This is a genomic window from Aequorivita viscosa, from assembly GCF_900106795.1.
GTDB classification, from domain to species: Bacteria; Bacteroidota; Bacteroidia; order Flavobacteriales; family Flavobacteriaceae; genus Aequorivita; species Aequorivita viscosa.
Map to the genome: position 1 here is coordinate 14,855 of NZ_FNNS01000002.1, position 25,868 is coordinate 40,722.

At 38.0% G+C, this 25,868-nt stretch carries 14 protein-coding genes; 6 read left to right on the plus strand and 8 right to left on the minus strand.

Features of this window, described 5'->3' with window-relative positions; all coding sequences use genetic code 11:
* Positions 1–381: 381 nt before the first annotated feature.
* The 8 genes from BLW28_RS01070 to BLW28_RS01105 all read right to left on the minus strand — a co-directional run bounded on the left by BLW28_RS01070 (position 382) and on the right by BLW28_RS01105 (position 18,900).
* Positions 382–4,899, minus strand: a complete 4,518-nt coding sequence (locus BLW28_RS01070) for a BspA family leucine-rich repeat surface protein (protein ID WP_073213563.1) — start codon at positions 4,897–4,899, stop codon at positions 382–384.
* A gap of 1,044 nt (positions 4,900–5,943) precedes the next feature.
* Positions 5,944–6,588, minus strand: a complete 645-nt coding sequence (locus BLW28_RS01075; RefSeq protein ID WP_073213565.1) for a DUF6266 family protein — start codon at positions 6,586–6,588, stop codon at positions 5,944–5,946.
* A gap of 489 nt (positions 6,589–7,077) precedes the next feature.
* Complete coding sequence (locus BLW28_RS01080) at positions 7,078–12,645, minus strand: BspA family leucine-rich repeat surface protein (RefSeq protein WP_092842518.1); 5,568 nt, start codon at positions 12,643–12,645, stop codon at positions 7,078–7,080.
* A 635-nt stretch (positions 12,646–13,280) separates the two neighbouring features.
* Positions 13,281–13,574 (minus strand): response regulator transcription factor, encoded by a 294-nt coding sequence (locus tag BLW28_RS15935; RefSeq protein ID WP_083540641.1) that lies wholly within the window; start codon positions 13,572–13,574, stop codon positions 13,281–13,283.
* Positions 13,571–14,794, minus strand: coding sequence for a tetratricopeptide repeat protein (locus BLW28_RS01090; protein WP_073213568.1), 1,224 nt, complete (start codon positions 14,792–14,794; stop codon positions 13,571–13,573). Before BLW28_RS01090 ends, BLW28_RS15935 begins: the two co-directional genes overlap by 4 nt.
* Positions 14,795–15,013: 219 nt before the next feature.
* Positions 15,014–15,877 carry a DUF4412 domain-containing protein gene (locus tag BLW28_RS01095; RefSeq protein ID WP_073213569.1) on the minus strand — a complete coding sequence of 288 codons (864 nt, stop codon included), beginning with the start codon at positions 15,875–15,877 and terminating at the stop codon, positions 15,014–15,016.
* A 236-nt stretch (positions 15,878–16,113) separates the two neighbouring features.
* Complete coding sequence (locus BLW28_RS01100) at positions 16,114–16,872, minus strand: LytR/AlgR family response regulator transcription factor (RefSeq protein WP_073213572.1); 759 nt, start codon at positions 16,870–16,872, stop codon at positions 16,114–16,116.
* A gap of 3 nt (positions 16,873–16,875) precedes the next feature.
* Positions 16,876–18,900 (minus strand): histidine kinase, encoded by a 2,025-nt coding sequence (locus BLW28_RS01105; protein ID WP_073213575.1) that lies wholly within the window; start codon positions 18,898–18,900, stop codon positions 16,876–16,878.
* A gap of 723 nt (positions 18,901–19,623) precedes the next feature.
* Between BLW28_RS01105 and BLW28_RS01110 the strand changes: the two genes are divergently transcribed.
* From BLW28_RS01110 to BLW28_RS01135, 6 genes are all read left to right on the plus strand, one after another.
* Positions 19,624–20,364, plus strand: a complete 741-nt coding sequence (locus BLW28_RS01110) for an electron transfer flavoprotein subunit beta/FixA family protein (protein ID WP_073213583.1) — start codon at positions 19,624–19,626, stop codon at positions 20,362–20,364.
* Positions 20,365–20,422: 58 nt separating this feature from the next.
* Positions 20,423–21,391, plus strand: a complete 969-nt coding sequence (locus BLW28_RS01115) for an electron transfer flavoprotein subunit alpha/FixB family protein (RefSeq protein WP_073213585.1) — start codon at positions 20,423–20,425, stop codon at positions 21,389–21,391.
* Positions 21,392–21,722: 331 nt separating this feature from the next.
* Positions 21,723–22,337: a bifunctional nuclease family protein gene (locus BLW28_RS01120; protein WP_073213587.1), complete on the plus strand. Its 615-nt coding sequence runs from the start codon at positions 21,723–21,725 to the stop codon at positions 22,335–22,337.
* 72 nt (positions 22,338–22,409) lie between these two features.
* Entirely contained in the window at positions 22,410–24,122 is a 1,713-nt protein-coding gene (locus BLW28_RS01125; RefSeq protein WP_073214025.1) for a NupC/NupG family nucleoside CNT transporter, read from the plus strand.
* Positions 24,123–24,276: 154 nt separating this feature from the next.
* Positions 24,277–25,101, plus strand: a complete 825-nt coding sequence (locus tag BLW28_RS01130) for a thymidylate synthase (RefSeq protein ID WP_073213589.1) — start codon at positions 24,277–24,279, stop codon at positions 25,099–25,101.
* Positions 25,102–25,189: 88 nt separating this feature from the next.
* Complete coding sequence (locus BLW28_RS01135; protein ID WP_073213590.1) at positions 25,190–25,621, plus strand: energy transducer TonB; 432 nt, start codon at positions 25,190–25,192, stop codon at positions 25,619–25,621.
* The last annotated feature ends 247 nt before the right edge of the window (positions 25,622–25,868 follow it).

Consider the following 25,868-nt stretch of genomic DNA (forward strand, 5'->3'; position numbering starts at 1 on the left):
TCAAATCCGTATGCCGACTGCATGTCGTGTGTTCCTAGCAGTCTCCTTCCGGTTTTCTTCTACTGTTGAGCGGTATGTACCCTGTTCTTTTTTTCAAAAAAGCATCCCTATCCGAAGAAAGTATGGAGAAGACCCGAGCAACACCCGTAGAGATTTAGTGTGAATAAATAACTTTATGAGAAAGCAAAATCGAGCTAACAACATGTTTTTCTCACTTTTTCAGGGAGAAATGGCTGCGAAGCAGGCGGGCTGGAGGTAAGGTCTGGTAGGTACACGTAACAAAAAGAACCCTCCGAGCACAAAGTGAAAGAAGGGTTTTCGGATTTTAAATTTCAATCTTCAGTAAAGGTGCCCGGCTTCGGTCACCAGTTTTCAGGTCTCCTACTCTTTAACCATCAATTGCGACACCTGTCCATCTTTGCCGTTAATTACCACTATATAAGTAGCACTAGATAGCGTAGATACATCGATTATTGTTTTAGGAGTTACTCCTGTAAGGTCAACTGTTTTAATCAATCTTCCTGTAATGTCATAAATAGAAGCGTTCTCAAGCGTTACGTTTTTTGGATTACCCAAAGTTACTTGGTCTGCCATTGGGTTAGGGTATAGGGTTATTCCAGATAGCAAACCGTTATCGTCTACGCTTAGTCTTTCGCCCACATTTAATGCGAACCTATCGGAAGCTATGCTCTCAGGATTTCTAGGGTCTATTGAGAATGAATAGGCAACAATTCCTTGCTCTAAAAGAGTGCTTGTTCCATTGAAATAATCATCAAGATAGATAGCGACATTTTCCAAGTTGTTTAGCTCCATCTTCAGAGTATAATTGGTATGTTGGTAGCCATTGATAAACAATGGGAGGTTTTCACCGCCTTCTGGAAGCGCTCTTCTTTCTAAACTCAGATACTTCCCATTGTGGTCAATACCGAGGTTCTCTCCAAAGTTCATTGGTTTTACAGCATCCTCTGGGGTTAAGGCATTGCTATTTCCATCTGCAAAGAGGATTCCAAAACTGTCGTGTACTGATTCACCGTTGTTATAGTTTTCTAAGGTGTACAGTTGACCAATTACCATTCCGTCGGCAACCATCGTATTGCCGGTTGCATTTGTAGCTGTAAACTCTCCTGGGGTTTTGTCAGCCTCGTGAAAAACAACAGAAACTGGCCCAGAAGTAAGGCTTGCTACCTGCACACCTTGTCCAGGCTGTAAAAACTGATTGGTAGCCGAGCCGGAGGTATTTGTACCGCCAGGTAGTGTCAATGTTACATAAGCACCATAGTCGGCAAGGGCCGGGTCATATACATAATATTGGTTGAGGTTCACATTGGTTGAAGCTCCTAGTACCGCATTCATATTTACCGCACTTTGGTAGGGGTTGCCTAACTGAACAATTGCTCCGTCTGATGGAGATGTAAAGTTTTGGCTTTGGTCGCCCACCATCAACTGACCTGTAGCTCGAAGCACTGTTTCGGTGGGTGGAGCCATACTGTTGGCCATATCAATACTACGATCTCCTCGGATAAACAATAAATACCCTTGACCTGCGCTAAGCGTGCCCACATTAGTGTTGGCAACTGGTTGAAACTCTTGGTTGGCAACATCAACCGTATACATAGATGAAATCCCGGCAATGGATGCATCAAAACCGTTTTCCCCAATAGTGCTACCTGTAATGTGTGTTCCATAGCCCGGGTTAGGGTCTTGGTTACTTCCATAGTCTGTGCTTGTATTATTTGCTCCTTCTTGCCAGTTTGCGTTGATACTGGTGGTGGTTGTTACAGCAGAACTAACTACTCTGTAGGAGCGTCTCGAACTCAGATAGCGCTGTACTGTAGCATCACCAACAACAATGGCGTCTGCGCTCATGGATGCAAGTTCTCCATTTCCAGTATTGCTACTAAGAAAAACAAGATTGCCATTTATAATTATGTTTTTATCAGCTCTAATTGTAGTTCCCTCTGATACTGTTAAAGTAGCACCGTGGTTAATTTGTATGATACAGGCATCTATGCTACCAAGATTGGTATTGTAATCATCTATAAAGACAGCCATTTTGCTAGTATCTGGGAAGCCATTATTCCAGCCTCCGGCTATGGTATATTCGGTCAGGCTTCCGCAAAGATTAAGACAGTTTTTCCCGTTATCGGTAATGGTCCAACCAAAGTTGTTAATAATAGTAGCTCTTGCGGTCTCGCCCGCACAGTAGGTGCTGATACCTCCACCAAAGCTTACCCCGCTCTGCAAGGTTAATTTGCTCCAACCAATTAATAGTGAATCGTAACTTTCTGTTGTTAGGCCACCAGATCCAAAAGAGAAAAACATAGCATTCATATTAGTCACGTTGCTCACGTCCCACTTGCCAAAATCATGATCAATTATACCCCTATAAGCGAACATATAAGACATATTGGTCACATTACTTACGTCCCAATTGCTAATGTCTTGGTTAAATGCGCCGGTACTGGTAAACATAGCAGCCATATTGGTTACGTTGCTCACATCCCAATTACCAATGTCCTGGTTAAATGAACCTGCACCTTGCAGCATATAAGACATATCGGTTACGTTGCTCACGTTCCAGTTGCTAATGTCTTGATTAAATGCTTCTGCACCTCTGAACATTGAGCTCATATTGGTTACGTTGCCCACGTTCCAATCGGCAAGATCGTGGTTGTATTGGTAAACATACTCAAACAAATGAGCCATATTGGTTACATTACTTACGTCCCAGGAGCTAAGATCCTGAGAGAAATTATAAGCATAACTAAGCAAGTTTGACATATTCGTCACATTGCTTACATCCCAATTGCCAATATCTTGATTGAACAGTCTCGCATCATTAAACATAAATGACATATCGGTCACGTTACTAACGTCGCAATTGCTAAGATCTCCATTGAATTTCAATGCCCCAGAAAACATATAGGCCGTATTGGTAACCATAGAGAGGTCTGGAAAGTCTGTTGCGTTGCTAATTAGATTATCACAACCATAAAAAGCTCCGTTCATAGAACTCCAAGTGTTGGTGCCCCATTGATCTATAGACTGTATTTTTAAATGGTCACTAGCATAGTTATTATTAAAATAGATGCGGGGGAAATTCCCATAGATTTTAATGGTATAAGTTCCTGCCGTTACATAGTTATGAGTTGCATTACCAGTATGACCCGCGGTGTTGTTAGTATCGCCCCAATCCACGGTATAATTGTATGTTTCTCCCGGAAAAGTTGGGATAGTAATACTTTCGCCATTTGAAGTTGTTTTCCAGGTAGTTATAAAATAGTTGCTCGGACAAACCTGTCCATTGTCTAAAATTTCCCAGCCATTGCCGTTTGTTAAATTATTTCTGGCTGCCTCACCAAGACAATAAGAACTGTAGCCTCCATTAAATGTAATATTGCTTGGAATATCATCAACACCATCATCTGCTGTTCCGCTGCTGTCTGTTGCCCAGCCTATTAAGGTGGCGTCGTAATTGGACCCTGAAAGTGTGGCTCCTAAAAACATATCTTGCATATCGGTCACGTTGCCAATGTCCCAATTACCAAGGTTCTGGTTGAATGCCGTAGCAGAATCGAACATATTGGACATATTGGTCACATTGCTTACATCCCAATTGTTCATGTTTAGGTTAAATGCAGTAGCACCTGCAAACATATTGGACATATTGGTCACATTGCTCACATTCCACCAATAGGTGTGCTGGTTTAATGAAGTAGCGTCTGCAAACATATATGACATATCAGACACCCTTGAGAAGTTCGGATTGGATTCCCATGAATTGTTAACTAAATTGCTACAGCCGTAGAAAGCACGCTCCATCGAGCTCCATGGGTTGGGTCCCCATTGTTCTATGGACATTATTTTTTCTCGGTCCCCCGAATTGTTAAAATAGATACGAGGAAAATAACCTCTTATGGCAACGGTATAGGTGCCAGCTGTTCCATAATCGTGGGTAGCGTCTCCTGTAACCCCAAAATCATCAAAAACACCATCATTGTTCCAGTCCACATCATAATTATATCCAGTACCTGTGGTGGGTATAGTGATAGAAGTGGTATTGGAGGTTCCCGGATTGTCGGTTTTCCAAGTGGTGATAAAATTTTCTGTGCTAGGGCACGACAGTCCATAATCGTCAATAGTCCACCCAAAGGTGTTTATTATATGTGTCCTTGCGGCCTCACCTCTGCAATAATGGAGTCCGATAGCATCAAAAACTACCCCGTTTTGTAAAGTCAAGCTGCTCCAACCATTTAGTAGCGCATCGTAATTAGTGATTGAAAGCGGGGTGTTTATAAACATATATTCCAGATCGGTTACGTTGCTCACGTCCCAACTTCCAAGATCTTGGTTGAATGATTGAGCATTATATAACATGTAAGACATATTGGTCACGCTACTAACGTTCCAATTGCCAATGTCCTGATCGAATAACTTAGCCATCCAAAACATATAGGACATATCTGTAACGTTTGTAAGGTCTGGACTGTCCGTTGCATTGCTAACTAGATTAATACAGCCAGCAAAAGCGCCATTCATTGAGCTCCAAGGGTTGGAGCCCCATTGCTCTATGGACAATATTTTTTGGTGATCTCCTTGACCGCCGCCAAAAATTATTTGCGGAAAAACGCCTCTTATGGCAACAGTGTATGTGCCAGCAATTCCGTAATCATGGGTGATGTTTGGCGCCGAAACAAATACCCAGTTTCCATCGTTCTTCCAGGACACCTCATAGCTATAGGTGCCTGATCCCCCAATCGGGATGGTGATAGAGGTTGCGTTTGAGGATCCAGCGGAAACATTATCGGTTTTCCAAGTGGTAATGAAATAATCTTCTTCTTGTGCGCTGCCTTGGATGCTAGCGAAACATAGTGTTAATAGAAATATAATTTTATTCATAACGTTATAATTTTATTATTGATTCAGCATTAATGTTGCTACTATTATATTGTCTGACGACAGACAAGTTTCAGTAATTAAAAAACAATTATAGGATAGCTTTTCTTCATATTAAAGTGTGTTTAACTAGAAGATCATATAGGACACTTAGGGATGCCCATTAAATGGAAATTGAATATTAAAATTTGTAAACCGAAACATTACATCTATATATTAATTTGATTTGAGGTTAAAAGGCTTAGTGCTCATTCCTTTTCTCCAGGCATTAAACCCTTGTCTCATCAAAACTCTGAACCCTGAACTCATAACTAATCTCTACTCCTTAACCTTTAATCGCAACACCTGCCCATTTTTACTGGCTATTACTACCATATATGTCGCAGTAGATAAACCGATGCTGTGATCATGTTGCTTTTTCATATTACTTGAGTTTTAAAATCCATTCGTTTTTGCTTAATTGCCTAACCTCCATTATCAATCTCTTTGAGTTGGACTTGTTGCTTTTGCCAAAGCACATGAGTATCAAATCAAACTCATTATTGAAATCAGGTACATGCCCAAAAATCGTATTAGGGTTCTTTACAAAGTAAAATTGGAATAATTATGGGCTGTATATAAAAAAACAGCGTTACAAAAGCGTTACAACTTAATTTTTGCAGAATTAACAGGGGTTTATAAGCCATTTTTAGGACTGTATTTTTATGTAATACGAAGAGTAAATACTGTTATTGTGAGTAAAACAATGTGCCTAAGATGCCGATTGTCCTTTTTTAAAGTGCCCAAAGGAAGATTTCAATTGCAATTGTAGCTCCATTCTTGCCTAAAGAATCAATCGCAGACAGATATACCTACATCAAAAAATACAGGCTTATTAAAAGTAATAATATTCATAGCTCTGTTAGGCTGAGGGAAGTCAGTGATATTAATTTTTAAACCTACCATTAGATCTCGACTGCGCTCGCCACCACATTTGTAAGTACTTTTCAAATCCTTACTTTTAACAAATCTGAAAAAGTTTGACGCTTGCAATGATTTTATATCATTTTATAGGTGTGGGTTCTCCACTGGAATATAGCAACTTGTCGCCGCGAATTCCCCCGTAAACGTTATAAAGGTAGCCCAACAATAAACTGTTACGCCCACCGCTTTATCGGGGAGGGGGAGTTGTACGCTTGTGTCTTGGCGCTGGGCGATATTCTCAAAGAAGTAAAACTCACTACTGCTTGGCGCATAGAGCACAATCGTGAGCAAATCGTCTGGATTGGCAAAACTTTGCGCACAATTATCAGTCCATTCCACCGTAAGCTCGTTATTGGGTTCCACAACTGCCGATGCACCTTCAACCCCTCTTAGATGCCCTTTACTGATGCACACCTTGGGATAGATTATCTGCAAGTTGTTACCTTCTACTCGAATTGCTTCCCGTAAATGATAGGAAAGCGCTAGGTCGAACGGAGCTTTGGCACCTTCCATTTTCCCAAAACGTTTGGCAAGAAATGGTTTAATGGGATTGAGAAACCCCATAGCCGCACTAAACTTAGCACGTTGCAGCACTTGGGCTGGCGACGGCTTTTTACTTGATTTTTCTGGTGCCATCCGCAACACTGCCATTCCACGCCAAGTAACACCCACAACCCGCCCCACTCGGCCCGAAAATGTACCAAAGATGTTGTCTGCCTGTATTGCCATAACACTCTAAGCTTTAGAAGTTATATTGGATTATGCAATTTAACAAGTAACCCTCTCAAAAACAAGGACTCACCGCTTTTATTGCGGAGATTACTCTATGCTTGCTCTTTATTTGTTCGAGGGTTCTTCGAGGATTGTTCGAGAAATATTCGTAAAAACGCGGATTTTTCGAAGGTTTCTCGAAGGAATCTCGAACCTATCTCGAACAAAGTTAGAGGGAAAAACGTGCAAAAGATGAGGGAATGGAGAGGGGTATGTGGGAGAATGGTGGTGGATTTTTGTGAATACTAACCCTCTATCTTGGCGAAAACAAAACGATTTTGAGAGTGCTAGACTAAATTGTTCCGAAACCACTCCCTCTAAAACTTAATTCGAATAAAACAAAAAAAGAACCCATTACAGGCTCTTTTTTCATCTTAACTAACTGACTAACTAACATTAACCTAAACTAATGTTTCCGTTCTTTGAAGCATTTTTAGGCTTCGGCTTTTATTCTTTTAGTAACCTAAACGTATTCGACGCTTCTCCGTGTTTTAACGTTACCAGATACACCCCAGAGGCAATGTTTTCAGCCATTGGCACTGTAACCGTGTTTGCTTGACAGTGTAAGCTATGCTCGGAAATTGTTCTTCCTGCAAGGTCGCTAACGCTAACTGTTACTTGCTCCCCGCTTAGTTTTGGTGCATGGATGTAGAAGGTATCTCCATTCAACGGGTTAGGGAACAATCTAATACCAGTCAATAAACTATTGTCGTCAACCCCTAAACGCTGCGCTGTTCTAATTGAGAAACGGTCGGTTGCAATGCTCAACGCATCGTTAGCGTCAACTGTATAGCTGTAAGAATTTTCTCCAGTTTCCAGTAAGGTACTTGTGCCAGTGAAATGATCATCTAGGTATAAAAAGCTAGCTTCCAGACCGTCTACTACCACCTTTAAAGTGTAATCAGATTTTGTATAACCTGTTGTGTACATTGGATACACTTCAGCAGCTTGTGGCAACGCTCTTTGTTCGATGCTTAAGTAGGTTCCGTTGTTGTTTACACCTATGTTTTCATAGAAGTTCATTGGTTTTATGGCATCTGCTGGTGTTATCCCGTTTTCGTTTCCTTCAGCAAATACAATTCCGAAGCTATCGTGTACTGGGCCTCCGCTGTTGAAGTTTTCGGTAGTGAACAGTTGCACGGTCAACATATCGTTTGCCATCACGGGACGGTTGGTTGAAGTAAACTGCCCTGGGGTTTTATCGCTTTCATTAAACACTACTGAAGCTGCTCCTGCTGCTAAAACCGGAATTTGTGCTCCTTGCCCTGGCTGTAAATATTGATTGGCTCCTGAACCTGAAGTGTTCGTCCCAGCGGGAAGGTTTACCGTAACATAGGCTCCGTGGTCGCCAAGGGTTGGATCGTAAACATAATAGTGCCCCGTATTCAGATTGGTTGAAGCAGCGAACACGCTATTTAAATTTACCGCACTTTGGTAAGGGTTACCAAACATCACAAAATCCCCTGCACTGGAAGTTGCATAGTTTTGAGTTTGAGTGCCAGTAACTAACGAACCCGTTGCACGAAGCACGGTTTGGCCAGCGGCAAAATCATTTCCTAAATCAATACTTCTGTCGCCGCGTACAAACAACAGATATGCATCACCAGCGGTCAAGGTATTTACATCGGTGTTTGCAATTGCCTCAAACATTTGGGTAGCAACATTTACACTAAACATAGAAGGATTTCCTGTGATAGTGCCGTCAAAACCGTTCATTTGGTCTGTGGTGCTTCCTGTTATGTGTGTTCCAAAGCCTGGGTTTGGATTGTCAGTATTGCTAGTAGCTCCTTCTTGCCAGTTCTCGTGGATGGAAGTTGAAGTAGTAACCGAACTGCTTACCATTCGGTAGGAGCGTTTGTTCTTCATATAGCGCTGCACGGTGGCTTCGCCTATAATGGTTGAGGTGGCTTCCATTGCTGCCAATTCTCCATTACCCGCGGCACTGCTCAGGAAAACAAGGTCTCCTTCAATATGTATTTCATGTGCGGCTTTAATGGTGGTTCCTTCAGAAACTGTTACAGTTACACCTGGCTTTATTTGAATGCTACACGCATCTAGACTTCCTAAGGTGGTGTTGTAATCATCGTGGAAAACAGCAATCATCGTGTTATCGGGCATTCCGTTATTCCAGCCAGCAGCAGAATATTCGGTAATGCTCGAACATGCACCACAGTTTTGCCCGCCATCGGTAATATTCCATCCATAATTACTTATTATGGAGGCGCGTGCCGCTTGGCCATAGCAATATTGTGTACTGCCTACACTAAATTCCACTCCGTCTTGCAAGTTTAGATTGCTCCACCCTTGCAGCAATGAATCGTAATTTTCAGTGGATAGGGCGGAATTAGCGAACATATTGTTCATAACAAAAACATTACTAACATCCCAAGTACCAAGGTCTTGATTAAAACTTGAAGCCCCATTAAACATATAAGCCATATTAATTACGTTACTAACATTCCAAGCACTAATATCTTGGTTAAAGCTTGAAGCTCCATTGAACATATAAGACGTTTTGGTAACATTGCTCAGATCCCAATTACTAAGGTCTTGGTTAAAAGAAGAAGCGGAATGGAACATAGAACCCATTTCGGTAACGCTGCTGACATCCCAGCCACTTAAATCTCCGTTAAATGAACTGGCATACATAAACATTTGAGACGTTCCTGTAACATTGCTAACATCCCAAGTACTAATGTCTCCATTAAAAGATGACGCTTCATAAAACAAAAACTCCATATTTAGCACATTACTTACATCCCAAGTGCTTAAGTCTCCATTAAAAGATGATGCATTATCAAACATAGCGTACATTGATATCACCGAAGAAAGGTCGGGGGCATCTGTAGCATTATAGACTACATTAGAACATCCTGTAAAGGCGTTTTGCATTGATTCCCAAGCAATATCTCCCCATTGTTCAATAGATTGTATTTTGTCTTTATTGCTAGAATTATTAAAAAATATTCTAGGGAATTGACCTCGTATTGCAACAGTATAAGTGCCTGGCTCAGCGTAGGTATGGTAAGCATCGCCTGTAAACCCTGTTTCCCAATTTCCGTTATACTCCCAGTCTACATCGTATAAATATGTTGAAGACGAATTGGTAGGAATGATAATAGATTCGTTTGGGGTTGTGGTGGTCCAAGTTGTAATAAAATATTCTAGTTCTGGTTGATATGTTTTTAAACTTATATCGTCTAATGAAAGATATGAAATAACAGAATCACCAATAGTCCCTTTTATTCCAAAATAATAAGTGCCTGCTGTACTAGGAGTAAAAGTACCAGAGAATTCTTGATAATCACCATCTATAACATTACTAGGCGCAATGATAGGATTTATCATGGCTGCTTCGTTAGGTGCAACTCCATAAGCTGCCTCAATGGTTGTGAGTGATGTTGCATCCTGTCGCGCAAAGAATTTTAACTTATAGGTTATACCCGCATCTAATTGTACCGGGTAAAATAACCAGTCTGTGTTAGTATAATACAGTGTTGCATTAAAACTTCCAGTTCTAGGGGTACGGTTAAAACTTGTTAACACATTGGCTTCCCAGTATTCAGGTCCTTCTATGGATTCTTGCAACCAACAATTTGCAATTGGAGTTTGATTTTCAAAACCATCTTCAAAGCTCTCTAAAAAAGGAATGGTAGCCACGCCACACTCCGTTTTATCGGATAAAGGACCCAACCAAATACTCTCGTCGCCAATGCCACAAACAGATTTCACATAAATATCAAAATTTGTGTTTGAACTCAATCCAGTAATTTGAAACGATGTATTGGTTACTGTACTTGTACCCAATTCATTTACATCGCCTGGTGTATATCCAGGAGTTCCCCAAGAAATATTCCAGTCAGTTTCCGAAGCACCTTCAATCCATTCAATGTCGAGAGTTGTTTCTGATTTTCCTGTTACAGACAAATCTTTTGGTTTAAAACAAGTAGGGATGGTTTCCCAATAAACGTTATCGATAAAATAAGTAATATTATCATTATTAGTTGTAATTGCTAATCGCGCGTTAGCAGGAACAGTATTAGGAATGATTATTGAATGTTCTGAGTTAAGTGTATAATTTTCATTTGTAATAATGACATCTTCTAATAGAACAAAACTTGCGTTATCCTCTATATCCGTAACATAACCAACTTTAAGTAAGCCCGGCGGTGTGCTTGAGCCAATAATATGTTTTGCGTTAAATCGTAACCAGTGTGTACCATCAGCAATATTATTAAATTGAGGAAGTACTACAATGATAGGATTTCTAGAAAATTCCGTCACTAGTAGCATGTGATTAGGTGTAGATGCTGGTTCATAATCCAATATTAATTGAATCCCCGCGTTATCTGGGACCATTCTATCCCAACAATCGGGAACGACTTCTCCAGTTGCATAGGAATCAAAATTTTCATCCATATAATCTAACGTACCACAAGCTGTTTTAAAACTTACAGGACCAGCCCACCTACTAAGGTCGCCTTCTCCACAGTTGGTTTTGACATATACGTCATAATTAGTTGCAGTAGTTAATCCTGTTATTTGGTAAGACGCAACAGCAGAAGTAGCTGTGCCTATATTACCCATTTCAGGATTATACCCTGGGCTTCCCCAAGAAATAATCCACGAGCTTCCCGCTCCTTCTGGAGTCCATGAAACGTCTGCTGCAACATCTGTGATCTCTGTAACATTTAATGATGAAGGTTTAAAACAAGTTGGACCTTCTTCAACAGAGATATCATCTAAATTTACTCCATAACCATAGTTGGCAGTGCCTTCAAATGCAATTACATAATCTGTAGCACCGATAGCATTGGGAAGTGTTAAGTTTACTTCTTCCCAAACAGCATGTTCTGTAGTGTATACAGCTTCTGGAATAAGTGTCCAATCTACATCCATAACACTTCTTTTGTAATACACCCTTAATTCATCTTGATTACGCGACCAATCTACATTGGCAAAGAAGAAGGTGAGTTGTGGGGTATTGAGAGCCGTTAAATCTAATTCAGGTGTAACCAGCTTTGTTTTTTCACCCACGTCTTGGTTCCGTAAGCTAGCCATTAACGACCCACTATGTGGCATTATACCCCCATCGTCGTTAGAGCCAATCAATAACCAATTTAAGGCGGGGGTGGTTTCATACACTTGACTCCAACAGAAAAAATCGTTGGTTACAACATTCCCAACGTTACCACCCTCAAAGTTTTCAGTCCACGGTGCTAATACTGGTGAACATTGTGTAGAAAATGAAATAGGCCCGACTAAGGAGCTTTCATCGCCAATACCGCAAATAGCTTTTACATAAAATTGATAGATACTGCCCGAAGTAAGCCCAGAAATTGTGATTCCAGGAGTACCATCGTTGTCGGTAACGGTCGTGCCTTCGGTAAGCGGGTCAAAACCTGCCAAACCGTACACAACGTCCCATTCAGTAGCAGTACCGGTTTCTGTCCAATTTAAATCAGCTGTACTGGTTGTAATTGCTGAAGCCGACATATTTGAAGGTGTTGGACAGCTCGGGGATAAAACATTTATTGTATAATCCTCTACTTCTCCGTAATCAAACACTCCACACGGATTTGGGGTAGCATTGTCCCAAATTACTAGTACACGTAGGCGCGTGTTGCCAAGTGCTGCATTTTCAGGAACAGTAATTGAAATGGTGTGCGGTCCACCGCTAGATGTGTTAGAAGCAATAGTATATACTTCTCCGGCATCATCTAGTGTTCCATTTTGATTCCAGTCTATAAAAGCATGAATATAGTCCATCGAATCAGATTGAATACTGACTGACATCTGATTTACACCACCCGTCTCTACCGTGGCTATTTGGCTGGTAAAATCGTTATACCCTGAATGTATATTAGTGGTATTGTTTATTCCAGCATAAGTAACATTGGTAATGTACTCATATTCCCTATCCGCACCTTCCGAAGTACAATAGGTCTGCGCTGTTCCTTGCCACGAAAACGTGGTAATAAGTAGTCCTAATAGAAAAAATTGTAAATTTTTCACGAGTCTGAATGTTTGTTGTTTTAGGGCTCTAAATTAAAACCATAGCCAAAAACTCACAATACGTAGACCTACGTATTACTTAATAGAATACCTTGATATTGAGTGAAGGTGAGTCCTAGAAAATACTTACAACTGTTGTTAATATATGCACTAGTACAATGATATCGTTTTTTCAAAGTGTCGATAGATGCGTCTCCATTATTAAAGTGTAGATGACATAAAATACTATCTATAACCGAAGGATAAATATTTCTAAATTTTTCTGATTCTAATTGATTCAAAAAAAACTGAAGTGAATATTTTGTCGAGGTAAGAAGTTTATTTTCTATGAGTCTACCTACATAAGTTGGACGACAAATGAAAATATAATATTTTGAAGCTACCTCTGAAGTTAGGGTAATTTAATGTAAAAAAGGCCTATAATAGAAAGCACAAGACGAATTAACTGAATAAACTATATAGCTAAATCCATCGGGTTTTAAAGTGTATTTTTCACCTTTTGGTAAAGCCAGAAATACCACGTTTGTTACCCAATAATTAATAGGCCGATAATATGTTACCTGTGTAATAATAGTGTGCCTTTATTTTAAGGCTCCAATATTATTAAATATTATACTTGAAAAAAATACGTACCCTTACGTATTGAAAATATTAGGATGCTGTTGCAGCCAAACAAATAGTGCGTTTTGTTGTGTGGCATCTATTTCTAATTTTTTAATAATATTGCTTCGGTGTTTTTCAACCGTTCGTTTCGAAATAAATAATGTTTCTGCTATTTGACTGCTGTTGAGATTGTTACTTATGTTTTTTAATATTTTTAATTCGGTAGCTGAAAGTTTTTCAATATTTGAGTTTGGACTTGCTTCATATTGAAGCTTGTTTTTTAGATTTTCACCTATATAAGTACCGCCCTTATATAATGAGTTTATGCAAAGCTATTTGCTTTTTGAACAGATTGAATAGAGTCCTTTATTCTATTATACACCTTATAATGCTCAAAAGCCATTTCGGGCCGGTTTAATTTATCGTAGACCTCTACTAAAAACAACCGCGCTATATTAATTTCAAGAACTTTATTTAACTCTGTTAGCATATCCAGGTGCTTGGTTCCTAGATTTAGTGCTTTTAGGTAGTCTTGATCGGCGTAGGCTATTTTTTTTAACGCACCGTAATAATGTGGCTCAAAAACCCCTTCGGTATCCTTTGGATTTTTTTCTAATTCTTGCAGGTATACTCTTGCCTTTTCGAGACTATCATTCTCGGCGTATGCTTTTATAATTTCAGTAAGGAGTACAGGATTTAGATTATCAAAATACTTCGATTTTTTGTTTGCCTGTTCAGCCTTTAAAAGATGAGTAATTCGTTTTTCTTCAAAACCTTGTTTTTTATTATCGTATGCCTGATTTACATAAAGCGAAGTAAGCTGTCCATAACTTTTGATGCTTTCTGCCAGCGAGATAGCTTCTTTTCGTTCTATCTGTGCTTCATCAATAAAACCATTTGCGCTGTACAAAATTGCCAAAGCATTTTTTGAAGCAATTATATTAAAAGTGTCTTTGGCTTTATTAAATACTGTTGAAGCTTCTTGAAATGATTGGGAAGCTTTGGTAAAATCTCCCTCATCAGAATAAATGTATCCTTTGTAGAGATGTGCAAACGCCATAACCAGTTCGTTCCCTGCTTTTTGCCCATACTCCAAGGCTTTATCGTATTGCGCTAAAGCTGTTTCTATTTGTCCGGTAAAGGTAAAGCTATCGCCAGAATCTATGTAAAGGCTTGCTAGTCGTCTATTGGTTATTTTGCCTTTTAGCGTATTAAAGTATTTGTTGAAAACTTCAATTCCTTCTTCGGGTTGCCCTATAATATTATTGTGAAAATAAATTAACTGTGAAGCACGATGCGCCGCCATATTAAACGAGTCTAATTTTATAGCATAATCAATCGTTATGCGGGCAATGGAATCGAACCCGAAGCTTTTCTCATCCCGAACAACACCGGTTAACTCATTGAGCAGCTGCAGCTTTTTAATATTATTTCCTTCTACTTCTATTTGTGCTTTTAATTTATCTACTTCTTCTTGCAACGTTATTTTTTGCGCAGAAACGATAATAAATAAGAAACAAAAGAAAACAGTTGTTAATAGCTTCATATAGCGGTTTTTCGAATGCTAAATTAAGTAAATTAAAACTATTTGGCACTTCCAAAGAACGTCGTAATCTTGAAATCGATTTAATATTTATAGCCATTTATAATAAACGCAATTTTGCATGTAAGAGAAGTAGTATTAGAAAATAGTTAAAAAAAAATCGGAAAACAGCTCCAATTATTGAAACTGTTTTCCGAATACTTGCTATTCAAATTTTACGATTTAAAGCTTATTAAGAATATCATTTATTTCATAATCTTCAAGATTGAAATATTTAGAGTCGAATGATTTTTCAAACGTTATAATGTCCATAATCATACTAGGTTTATCTCTGTTTTTTTCGTAGAAAACGCTTCGGATCATCATTCCTCTTGGGAAGTTTTCATCTACTTCAGCATCAGAGTTAGCGTTTGAATCTGTCGAAAAATCTCGAATTTGGCCTCCAAAAAGGTGATTTCCGCTTAGATCTAAACTTATTTCTTCGGTAACCCAAGCATCCATTTTGGTTTTTTCTTTTGGATTGGTATAGACATATTTACGGCAATTATAGCCGTTAATGTGTTTTTCTTCATTAGTGCGTTCCCATTGGCCTGCATCTTCATCTATATCGCCCATTCCTTTTGCCATTCCTTCAGCCATTTTCTGAAAGTTGATCATCGGCATTTTCATGGCGGTTTTTTCCTTTTCATTAATCATATATGTGGCTGCACCTTTATAATCGAATAACATGCGACTTTCATTTTTATCGCCTTCATTCATTATAAGGCATTCTCCGGTATCACCAAAAACCATTTTGGTTGTGTTGGTTTCATCAAGCTTTCCATTCTTTTTAAAAGATTGCATTTGCATTACAAGGGTTGCTTGAACTGGGTTTTCTGGAACGGGATAACGAGTGTCATTTTCGTAGGTAATATCTTCTAACGCTTTTTTCCCTTTCTCTTTTTGAGGTTCTGCGTGTTTTTCCCTCATGTCTTTTTCGACTTTCTCTTGTATTTTTCGCTTAATGAAGCCTCGCTGCGCTTGGACAGGAGCAACAAAACAAAGAAGAAGTATTGTTGTCAAGGAAATAATATATGTTTTTTTCATAATTGTTGATTTATAGTAGTTTAGATGAATATACAAATTTATACGAAATATAAATAGCCCTCAAATGCTAATTAGCAAATAGTAGGTTTGGATGAGAATTCGGTTGCTCGCTACAAGATTATAATTGCTATTGCACTTAAAAATTTAATTGTGAAGTTTTTAGTTTACGGTTGTGGAATTACGTTTTTGAAAGCTTCATAATTAGTAATTGTAAGTGTGTAACAATCGCTATTTAGCTACTTAAACCGAAGCATGGTTTCCAAAATTTCATTGATTTGCTTGGTTTTCTGTCTAGAAACTGGGACTTCGACTTCATTCGGCATGATTAAGCTCCCGCCATCCTGTCTTAAAATTCCTTGCACAAACTTGGGGTTTATTAAATGAGATTGATGTACCCTAATAAAGCCGTGTTCCGACAAAAGCTCTTCAATTTCTTTTAAAGTTCTACTTATTAACACCTTATTTCCATCTTGACAAAAGACATTGGTATAGTTACTATCTGATTGACATCGAACAATATTTTGAATCTCTACAATTTTATAGCCTACACCTGTCGGCAGGGCAATTTGAGAACAGTTTTTCTGTTCATCTTTTAAATGATCTTGAAGTAATTTCCATTGCGCGGCACTTGTTTTTTTTCTTCGTTTTTCCCAATCTGATAACGCTTTTACGATGTTCTTTTCTGTAATTGGTTTCAACAAATAATTGATTGCGCTATATCTAAATGCTTTAATTGCATATTGATGGTAGGCAGTGGTAAATATAACGTCAAAATCTATTGGCAGTAGATTGTCTAATAGTGCAAACCCATTAAGGTTTGGCATTTCTATGTCTAAAAAAAGCAAGTCTGGCGGATTGTTTTTAATAAACTCCAACCCTACTAATGGATTGGTAAAAACTCCCGATATTTTATAATCTGAATGCACTTTTTCGATTAAATTTTCTAACACGTTTATGCAGTGTGCTTCATCATCAATTATAATTATATTTATCATAACTCAGTTTTGATAGGTTAGGGTAATTCTTGTTCCCATAGGATTTCCATTTTCTTCTAAATCGGTAATTTTATAGTGAATTCCGTAGTCGTTTAAATGGTTAAACAACGAAATTCTATCTTGAACAATACTTGTTCCCATAGACTGGTGCAGCTTTTTCTTCTTTGCACTTTCCTTTCGGCCAATACCGTTGTCTTCAATAATAATTTTTAAATTATCAGTAGTATCAAAAGTAACCGTTAGTTCTTTTTTTGCTTTCAAACTGGGTTGTAGTCCGTGCCAAATTGCGTTTTCGACTATAGGTTGTAATAGCAAAGGCGGAATACTAAATTGTGAAAGCGCTTCTCTAGAGGTCACTTTTATCGTGTAAATAAAACCAGGCCCCATTCTATTTCGTTCCAAAGAAAGATACACTTCCAAAATTTCCAGCTCCTCCTCTACAGTTATTTCTTGTCTATTACTATTTTGTAATATCCCGCGAAGCAATGTAGAAAAATCATCTAAATATTCGGTGGCAGCATCGTTGCTGGACGTCATTATTAAGTGCTTTATCGCACTAAGACTATTAAAAATGAAGTGAGGATTCATTTGAGAGCGTAGGGCTATCATTTCTGTTTCCTTCAATTTCTGAGAAAAGGCGTTTTTAATTTTTTCTTCTTTTTCTAATTCAAGTTGCGAATACAGCTGAATGAGTTCAGATGTTTTTTTACTCACCTTTTCGTCTAGTTCTCGATTCATTGTTTTTTGCAAAAGCTGGTTTTCCTGCAATTGCCCAATAAGCTCTCTATTTGCTTTTTCTTTTTCTTTTTGAAGTATATATACATTTTGTCCTAGAGCTATAGAAAAGCAATAAACCTCTGCCAACAAGCCTATCTGAAAAATAATATTAGGAGCCTGATAAAACTCAAGCATTGCTATCGGAAACTCTGTAGTAAAAGAACCAAGGTAGGAAGCGAGTAATGCCCCTACAAAAAAGAAGGATTGGCCTATTATGAAATACACTAATAATGGATGCCTAACTTTAATTAATATCCAGATTATCAAAATGAAATTTATAGGCAGGATAATAAGCCGAACAACATTAAAAATAACAAGCGTTAACTCTGGATTATAAAAATAGTAACTGAAAATAAAGCGAAGAATGGCGTATAAAAAGCAGGTTAAGCCTAAATACTTTAGGACCTTAGCTAATAGTTTGTCATATTTTTTTACTGTAAGCAGGTGTAAAATGAAAAAAATATAAAACCCGATAAAGGCAAACTGCACGGGCTCGGATAAATTGGCCGCTAACTTTGGATTATAAAGAAAGAAATTACCTACTGGCGCCAACGTTTTTCCTAGCACTATAAAACCATAGATTAATTGAAAAAACAAATAACCTAAGTAAAACAGGTACAGTTTTTCATAAAGCCAATACCAAAATACAAGCGTAAAAACTATTATGGTTAGAAGCGAAATGAGATATAAATAAATAAAAGCTATGGAGTTTTTTTGATAGTTATAGTCACTCCAAGTGTATTCCCAAAATGCTTTTTCTGCATAAATAGCAGGAATAATACTACCAAACCTTATGTTATAAGCACTTAACCGCACGTATAATTGTGTTTGTGTAAAAGGCGGATAACTCAGTTTTGTAAAATGGTCAAAAGATTTATTGGCACGCTGCGATAACGGTACGTAGGCACCGTTTTTAAATTTTTTATAACCCGCATCTATTTGCTGAAAAATAGTAGTATACTGATCTATACTGTAAAGATATTTGTGAATAGTGTCTTTGGATTGATTTTCAATTTGGAATTTTAACCAAACTGCAGAATCTGTTGTGGTAGTATAAGTGGAGTCATAAGCGCTCCAATCACTCTCATTTTGAATCTCTTCAAAAGTAGTTTCCAAATTGGTTCGAAGTGCTTTAACATCTTTATGATTAAGCAATGAAACCATATCCGATATTGAATCGGCTATAATTTGCCCATTCAACGGAGTTAAATAAGTTAAAAAACAAAACGCTATTACAAAGAGGGCTTTCATCAATTAGCTAAAATACCATTCTCATTATAAAATTTTGAACATTTTTAGAATTCAGTAGCTTTAAGTTAGTATTTGGTTATCAATTACATATTTTTTAATTTTTTACCAAATACTAATTTATATACACCAAATACTAATTCTAGGTTGAAAGCACTTGAGTTATAATTTAAGTTTGTCTTAAACTTCGAGTTAGCGATAGCGCAAAGTCCATAATTAAATTTGCAGTATTGTTCATCTCTAAAATAGAAACTCCTGCAATCCAGGATGAATTATTAATTTAAGATATTTGGAAGAGCTACTATCCTTCCTATAATTAGCCAAATGCTGAAATTCCTTTCTGAGAAGTTAATTTTCAGAGGGGTTTTTTATTATAAACAACAAGCAGCGATTCAAAAAATAGCTCCCTCCACACTTTTTATAAAAAATTATTTTAGAATCTAAAAAAGCCAGAACATTCCAGCTTCGGGAGTAATATAGACTCAGGAAAAAAAACAGTGTTTCGCATAAAACTAAATCCAATCAAGTCAATTTAAAGTTTAGTCATACAATTTTGTATTAAAACCTAAATTTGTTATGCGTGCATAGCAAATAAAAGCTAAAATATGCTTAACTTCGCATCTGCATAATCTTTGCCACAACAAAAAATCATGATTATGCAAAAAGTTTTAACCCATTAATGGGCAATATATTGTCGAATATTCATATTTCAAAATCATATTAAAAATGAAAATATTAGTCTGTATAAGTCACGTACCGGACACGACGTCAAAAATCAATTTTACTGATGGCGACACAAAATTTGACACCAACGGTGTTCAGTTTGTGATAAACCCAAATGACGAATTTGGTTTAACACGTGCCATGTGGTTCAAGGAAAAACAAGGTGCCGTAGTACACGTTGTAAATGTTGGAGGGCCAGAAACCGAACCAACTTTAAGAAAAGCACTAGCAATTGGTGCCGATGAAGCTATACGAGTTAACACACCAGCCACCGATGGTTTTTCTGTAGCCAAACAACTTGCCAACGTAGTTAAAGAAGGCGGGTATAATCTAGTAATCGCTGGCCGTGAATCTATTGATTACAACGGAGGAATGATGCCAGGAATACTTGCAAAACTAACTGGAAGCAACTTTGTAAACACTTGCATTGGGCTTGAAGTAGACGGCGACAAAGCAACTGTTATCCGCGAGATCGACGGTGGAAAAGAAACTTTAAAAACTTCTTTACCGCTTGTTGTAGGTGGACAAAAAGGAATTGTTGAAGAAAGCGATTTACGCATTCCTAACATGCGCGGAATTATGCAAGCTAGAACAAAACCCTTAACAGTAAAAGAACCTGTGGATGCTAGCGCCGAAACCGCTACAGTTAGCTTTGAAAAACCAGCGCCTAAAGGTCAAGTTAAATTAGTTGACAATGTAGATCAACTTATAGACCTGCTGCATAACGAAGCAAAAGTTATTTAATTTAAAAAAAGAGTTTAGAATTCTTAACTCAATAAGTCATAACTCATAACTAAAAAATATGTCAGTTTTAGTATATACCGAATCAGAAGAAGGAGTAATAAAGAAGATTGCCTTAGAAGCAGTATCGTACGCTAAAGGAATTGCCGATCAAATGGGGACTTCGGTCACTGCGATTAGCATTAACGCGAATAACACTTCCGAATTAGCCAAGTATGGCGCCTCTAAAGTATTGGAGGTTTCCGATGATAAATTAAACAAATTTAATGGCGAAGCTTACGCAGATGCTATTGCACAGGCTGCTAAAAACGAAGATGCAAAGGTAATAGTATTAACTTCTAGTGCTAACAGTAAGTTTCTAGCTCCAACCTTAGCAGTCGATTTGAATGCTGGATTTGTACCAAACGTTGTAGCGCTTCCAGAAAGAACTTCGCCTTTTAAAGTGAAGCATAGCGTATTTACAAACAAGGCCTTTGCTCATACAGAAATTAAAACCGAAGTGAAAATAGTAGGTTTAGGAAAAAACACTTTTGGTTTAAAAGAAAGTGAAACTTCAATGTCGAACGAAGCGTTTTCACCAAATTTGGATGCGCACGACTTTGATATGGAAATCGTTTCTGTAGATAAAGCGACCGACCAAGTTACTATTGCCGATGCCGAAATAGTTGTTTCAGCCGGGCGTGGTTTAAAAGGACCGGAAAACTGGGGAATGATTGAGGATCTTGCAAACACCTTAGGTGCAGCAACAGCTTGCTCAAAACCAGTAAGTGATATGGGTTGGCGTCCACATAGTGAGCACGTAGGACAAACCGGAAAACCAGTAGCTTCCAATCTTTATATTGCAATTGGTATTTCTGGGGCAATTCAGCATTTAGCTGGAATTAATTCCTCAAAAGTAAAAGTGGTAATAAACAACGACCCTGAAGCTCCGTTCTTTAAAGCAGCAGATTATGGAATTGTTGGTGATGCTTTCGAAATTGTCCCTCAATTAAACGAGAAACTAAAGGCATTTAAAGCACAAAATAACTAATCTTTTGCTTGGCAATTGTTTATTTGTATTGGCAATAAATAACCAAAAGCTAAAATAGCTGAGTGGTTAATTTCTGGACAAATCAAACCACAATAAGCCTAAGGCGGCAGCTTGGTTTGTTTTTTTTGAAAAATAAAACAAATCGTACCGAAGCCCGTATAATTTTATTAATTTGTGCCTCAATAAAAGGCTGTTTAAATCAAGGAAACGCCCTAATTTAAACAGCCTTTTCTTATTGTTTTATAATCGTTACTTTTATAATTCAGTATTTTGCAACACATCAATTATTGAAAACTGACTACAGACACGGAACACCGAATTACTAAAAAAAATGAGTTTAGTTAAGCTTACCATAAAAGGAATTTCATACAGCCAAACACAAAACGGCGCATATGCACTAATTCTAAATGAAGTAGACGGCGAACGCAAGCTTCCCATTGTAATCGGAGCTTTTGAAGCCCAATCTATTGCCATTGCTTTAGAAAAAGATATTACCCCTCCTCGGCCATTAACCCACGATCTATTTAAAAATTTCGCAGAACGATTTGATATTGTGGTAAAACAAGTAATCATTCACAAACTTGTAGATGGCGTTTTCTATTCGAGTATTATTTGTGAAAGGGATAAAATTGAAGAAATAATTGATGCGCGTACAAGTGATGCCATTGCTTTAGCGCTTAGATTTAACGCCCCTATTTTTACCTATAAGAACATTTTAGACAAAGCGGGAATATTTTTAAAAACCACACCTGCTCCAAAATCAGTTTCTAAGCAAGAAGAATCGGTACTAGAAGATTTAATTTTGGGAGAACCAGAAACCTCATCCAAAGAAAACTATAGTAGATTAAGCGTTAAAGAGCTCAACAAAATGCTCGATGAAGCCGTTAAAAACGAAAACTACGAATTAGCAGCAAGAGTGCGAGATGAAATTTCTAAAAGACAATAAATCGAATTCAAATAGTTAGCTGTTAAATAGTTTAAAATGAGTTTTAAAATTTCGGATTTTATAGGAATGTGTATGCAGAAACTTATACTTGTAACCTTGACGTTTTTCATCTTCGGAAATGTTTTTGGGCAAAGCATCGAGAACAACTGGGAATTTTCTGAAGTAAAGGATAAAGGAGGCCTTCCCATCTTCACAATTAACCCAACAGAAGATTACTTTAAACTCGAAGACGGAACATTCGAATTCTTATTATCTGCAAGAGACAGCTTAAAAGCTACTGGCGACTATATTTATCAAGACGACCTTTTGGTTTTATTCCTTAATCAACCAAAAGAAGGCACTAAAAGCTTTCGAGTTTCTCAACTAACAGACAGCACCATGGCCCTCTCAGGAGGTACGCTCAATTATGTTTTAAAAACCCCGGAAGCCAAAGTTGAAACTATTCCAATGGTCGTAGGCGATTCGTCGCAAATTGTACCGAGCCAAGGGTTCTCACTTCAGAGCCTATGGAGGGGAGTTTTAGGAATGTTTTCACTTATATTCATTGCTTTCTTATTCAGTGCAAACCGAAAAGCAATCAATTGGAAAACCGTGGGCATTGGCTTGTTTTTTCAAATGGTAATTGCCATTGGCGTACTAAAAGTTGATTTCATTAAAAGCGGGTTCGAAACCATTGGCCAGCTATTTGTAAATGTGCTAGAATACACCCAGGCGGGAAGTGAGTTCCTTTTTGGAGGAATGCTAGACATAAATTCGTATGGTTTTATATTTGCGCTTCAAGTGTTACCTACTATTATTTTCTTTTCAGCTTTAACCTCTGTCCTTTTTTACTTCGGAATTATTCAAATATTAGTAAAAGGAATGGGATGGCTACTTACAAAGCTTTTAAACATTTCGGGAGCTGAAAGTTTAAGCGTGGCTGGAAACATTTTTTTAGGACAAACCGAAGCCCCGCTGCTAATTAAAGCATACTTAGAAAAAATGAACAAGAGCGAAATCCTCTTGGTTATGATTGGTGGGATGGCGACAGTAGCTGGTGCGGTACTCGCAGCATATATCGGTTTCCTCGGTGGAGACGATCCAGTGCTTCGATTGACATTTGCAAAACACCTTTTAGCAGCTTCGGTAATGGCAGCACCTGGAGCAATCGTAATTTCTAAAATACTTTACCCTCAAACCGAACCTATTAATACCGACGTAAAAGTTTCTTCAGAAAAAATTGGCTCTAACTTTCTGGAAGCCATCTCAAACGGAACTACCGAAGGTCTTAAACTTGCCGTAAACGTAGGGGCTATGCTTTTGGTGTTTGTAGCTTTTATTGCAATGATTAATGGCATTCTAGGTTGGATTGGCGAAGTTACAACCATCAATGGTTGGGTAGCGGCAAATTCAGCTTACAGTAGTCTTTCAATGGAGTCTATTCTCGGAACTATTTTTTCCCCGCTAATGTGGCTAATTGGAGTAGCAAGCGAAGATATATCGATGATGGGACAGCTCTTAGGAATAAAACTTGTTGCAAGTGAATTCGTAGGATACATACAGCTAGCCGATTTAAAAAATGTGAGCAATGAACTTCACCTCAACTACGAGAAGAGTATCATTATGGCAACCTATATGCTTTGCGGTTTTGCCAATTTCGCCTCCATCGGAATACAAATTGGCGGAATAGGCTCCTTGGCACCAGGGCAGCGTAAAACCCTTTCAAAATTTGGAATGAAAGCGTTGATAGGTGGTTCAATTGCCTCACTTATTTCGGCGACTATAGCGGGAATGATAATTGGGTAATATCCCTGTGTAGTCAGGAATTTAAATGGCGTTTGTTAGTAACTTTTAATATCCATTAATTGCTTCCATTACAAATTAGCGCATTATTTCATATTTTCGATTTTTAAAGAAATGTTCCACCAAAAAGAGATTTCTGCCTTCGCAGGAATGTATTATGAAGCAATACCACGACTTACTTAAACACGTTCTCGAGAACGGAACCGAAAAGCAAGACAGAACTGGAACTGGCACCAAAAGTGTTTTTGGATATCAAATGCGTTTTGATCTTAGCGAAGGGTTTCCTATGGTTACCACCAAAAAACTACACCTAAAATCTATTATATACGAACTGCTCTGGTTTTTAAATGGTGATACAAACATTAAATACCTTCAAGAAAACGGAGTGCGTATATGGAATGAATGGGCTGACGAAAATGGCGATCTTGGCCCAGTTTACGGACATCAATGGCGCAATTGGAACAGTGAAGAAATAGATCAAATTTCTGAAATAATCCAAACGCTAAAAACAAATCCAGATAGTCGCAGAATGTTAGTTAGTGCGTGGAACCCGAGCGTAATGCCCGATACTTCAAAACCTTTTTCCGAAAATGTTGCCAACGGAAAGGCAGCGCTTCCACCTTGCCACGCTTTCTTTCAATTTTATGTTGCCGACGGAAAACTGTCTTGTCAGCTTTATCAACGCAGCGCAGATAGTTTCTTGGGCGTTCCCTTTAATATTGCCTCCTATGCCCTACTCACAATGATGATGGCTCAGGTATGTGGCTACGAAGCGGGAGATTTTGTTCACACTTTCGGCGATGCTCATATTTATAGCAATCATTACGACCAAGTAAAACTTCAACTCTCTCGAGAACCACGAGCATTGCCAAAAATGCTGCTCAATCCTGAAGTGAAAGATATTTTTAGTTTCAAATTTGACGATTTTACGCTGGTAGATTATAACCCGCATCCACATATAAAAGGAGCCGTAGCTATTTAGGTTTCTATTCATAGCCAATTGATAGTACAATTTATTTGAGAATAAAGAGTTTTAGTGTAAGCTACCTTCACGAATTAAGAAAACAACTATGAAAAAAATTCTCCTCGCTCTATTCCTTTTCGCCTCTATCACTGGGTTTACCCAAGAATGGGGTTCTGTGGACAAAAACAAACTTACTGTTAAAGAGATAGGTCCAATTTGGCCAGGTTGCGAAAGTGGAAATGCCACGAAGCGCGATAATTGCTTTAATCAAAAATTAACGGCTCATATTTCGAAAAATTTTAAATATCCTCCCGAAGCTTATAAACGAAATGAGGAAGGAAAGGTTATAGTTGAATTCGTTATCAACAAAAAAGGATTGGTAGAAGTAAAGAAAGTATCAGGAGGCACAAAAGCCCTTCAAGAAGAAGCCAAACGAAACATTATGGCAATTCCAAAAATGGCGAAACCCGGAATGATGGCTGGAAAACCACGCGATATTCATTTTACAGTTCCTTTTAACTTTAAAACAGGAAAATAATCCTGCTCGAACGTGAGAAAAACCACCTACTTAAGTTTGGTAATTTTATTGACGGTTGTTTTCGCAATAACTGGATTTAATTTTGAAAATCCGAGCTTCGAAGAAAACCAAAAAGAATACACACTTTTTTTCGTGGGAATAGCACTTTGGATTATTTATACCGTTAGTCGGTTATCGAAAAAATAAATTCATTTATTTCCCCAAACTTAACACTTGTCTTTCAGCGCATTGTATCTCTTCAGTGTAC

Bases quoted from the DNA above. Each gene is read 5' to 3' on its own strand.
- BLW28_RS01075 (WP_073213565.1), bottom strand. From the start codon at position 6,588: ATGGCAATACAGGCAGACAACATCTTTGGTACATTTTCGGGCCGAGTG.
- BLW28_RS01110 (WP_073213583.1), top strand. From the start codon at position 19,624: ATGAAAATATTAGTCTGTATAAGTCACGTACCGGACACGACGTCAAAA.
- BLW28_RS01120 (WP_073213587.1), top strand. From the start codon at position 21,723: ATGAGTTTAGTTAAGCTTACCATAAAAGGAATTTCATACAGCCAAACA.
- BLW28_RS01125 (WP_073214025.1), top strand. From the start codon at position 22,410: ATGCAGAAACTTATACTTGTAACCTTGACGTTTTTCATCTTCGGAAAT.
- BLW28_RS01105 (WP_073213575.1), bottom strand. From the start codon at position 18,900: ATGAAAGCCCTCTTTGTAATAGCGTTTTGTTTTTTAACTTATTTAACT.
- BLW28_RS01130 (WP_073213589.1), top strand. From the start codon at position 24,277: ATGAAGCAATACCACGACTTACTTAAACACGTTCTCGAGAACGGAACC.
- BLW28_RS01090 (WP_073213568.1), bottom strand. From the start codon at position 14,794: ATGAAGCTATTAACAACTGTTTTCTTTTGTTTCTTATTTATTATCGTT.
- BLW28_RS01100 (WP_073213572.1), bottom strand. From the start codon at position 16,872: ATGATAAATATAATTATAATTGATGATGAAGCACACTGCATAAACGTG.
- BLW28_RS01070 (WP_073213563.1), bottom strand. From the start codon at position 4,899: ATGAATAAAATTATATTTCTATTAACACTATGTTTCGCTAGCATCCAA.
- BLW28_RS01095 (WP_073213569.1), bottom strand. From the start codon at position 15,877: ATGAAAAAAACATATATTATTTCCTTGACAACAATACTTCTTCTTTGT.
- BLW28_RS01135 (WP_073213590.1), top strand. From the start codon at position 25,190: ATGAAAAAAATTCTCCTCGCTCTATTCCTTTTCGCCTCTATCACTGGG.
- BLW28_RS01115 (WP_073213585.1), top strand. From the start codon at position 20,423: ATGTCAGTTTTAGTATATACCGAATCAGAAGAAGGAGTAATAAAGAAG.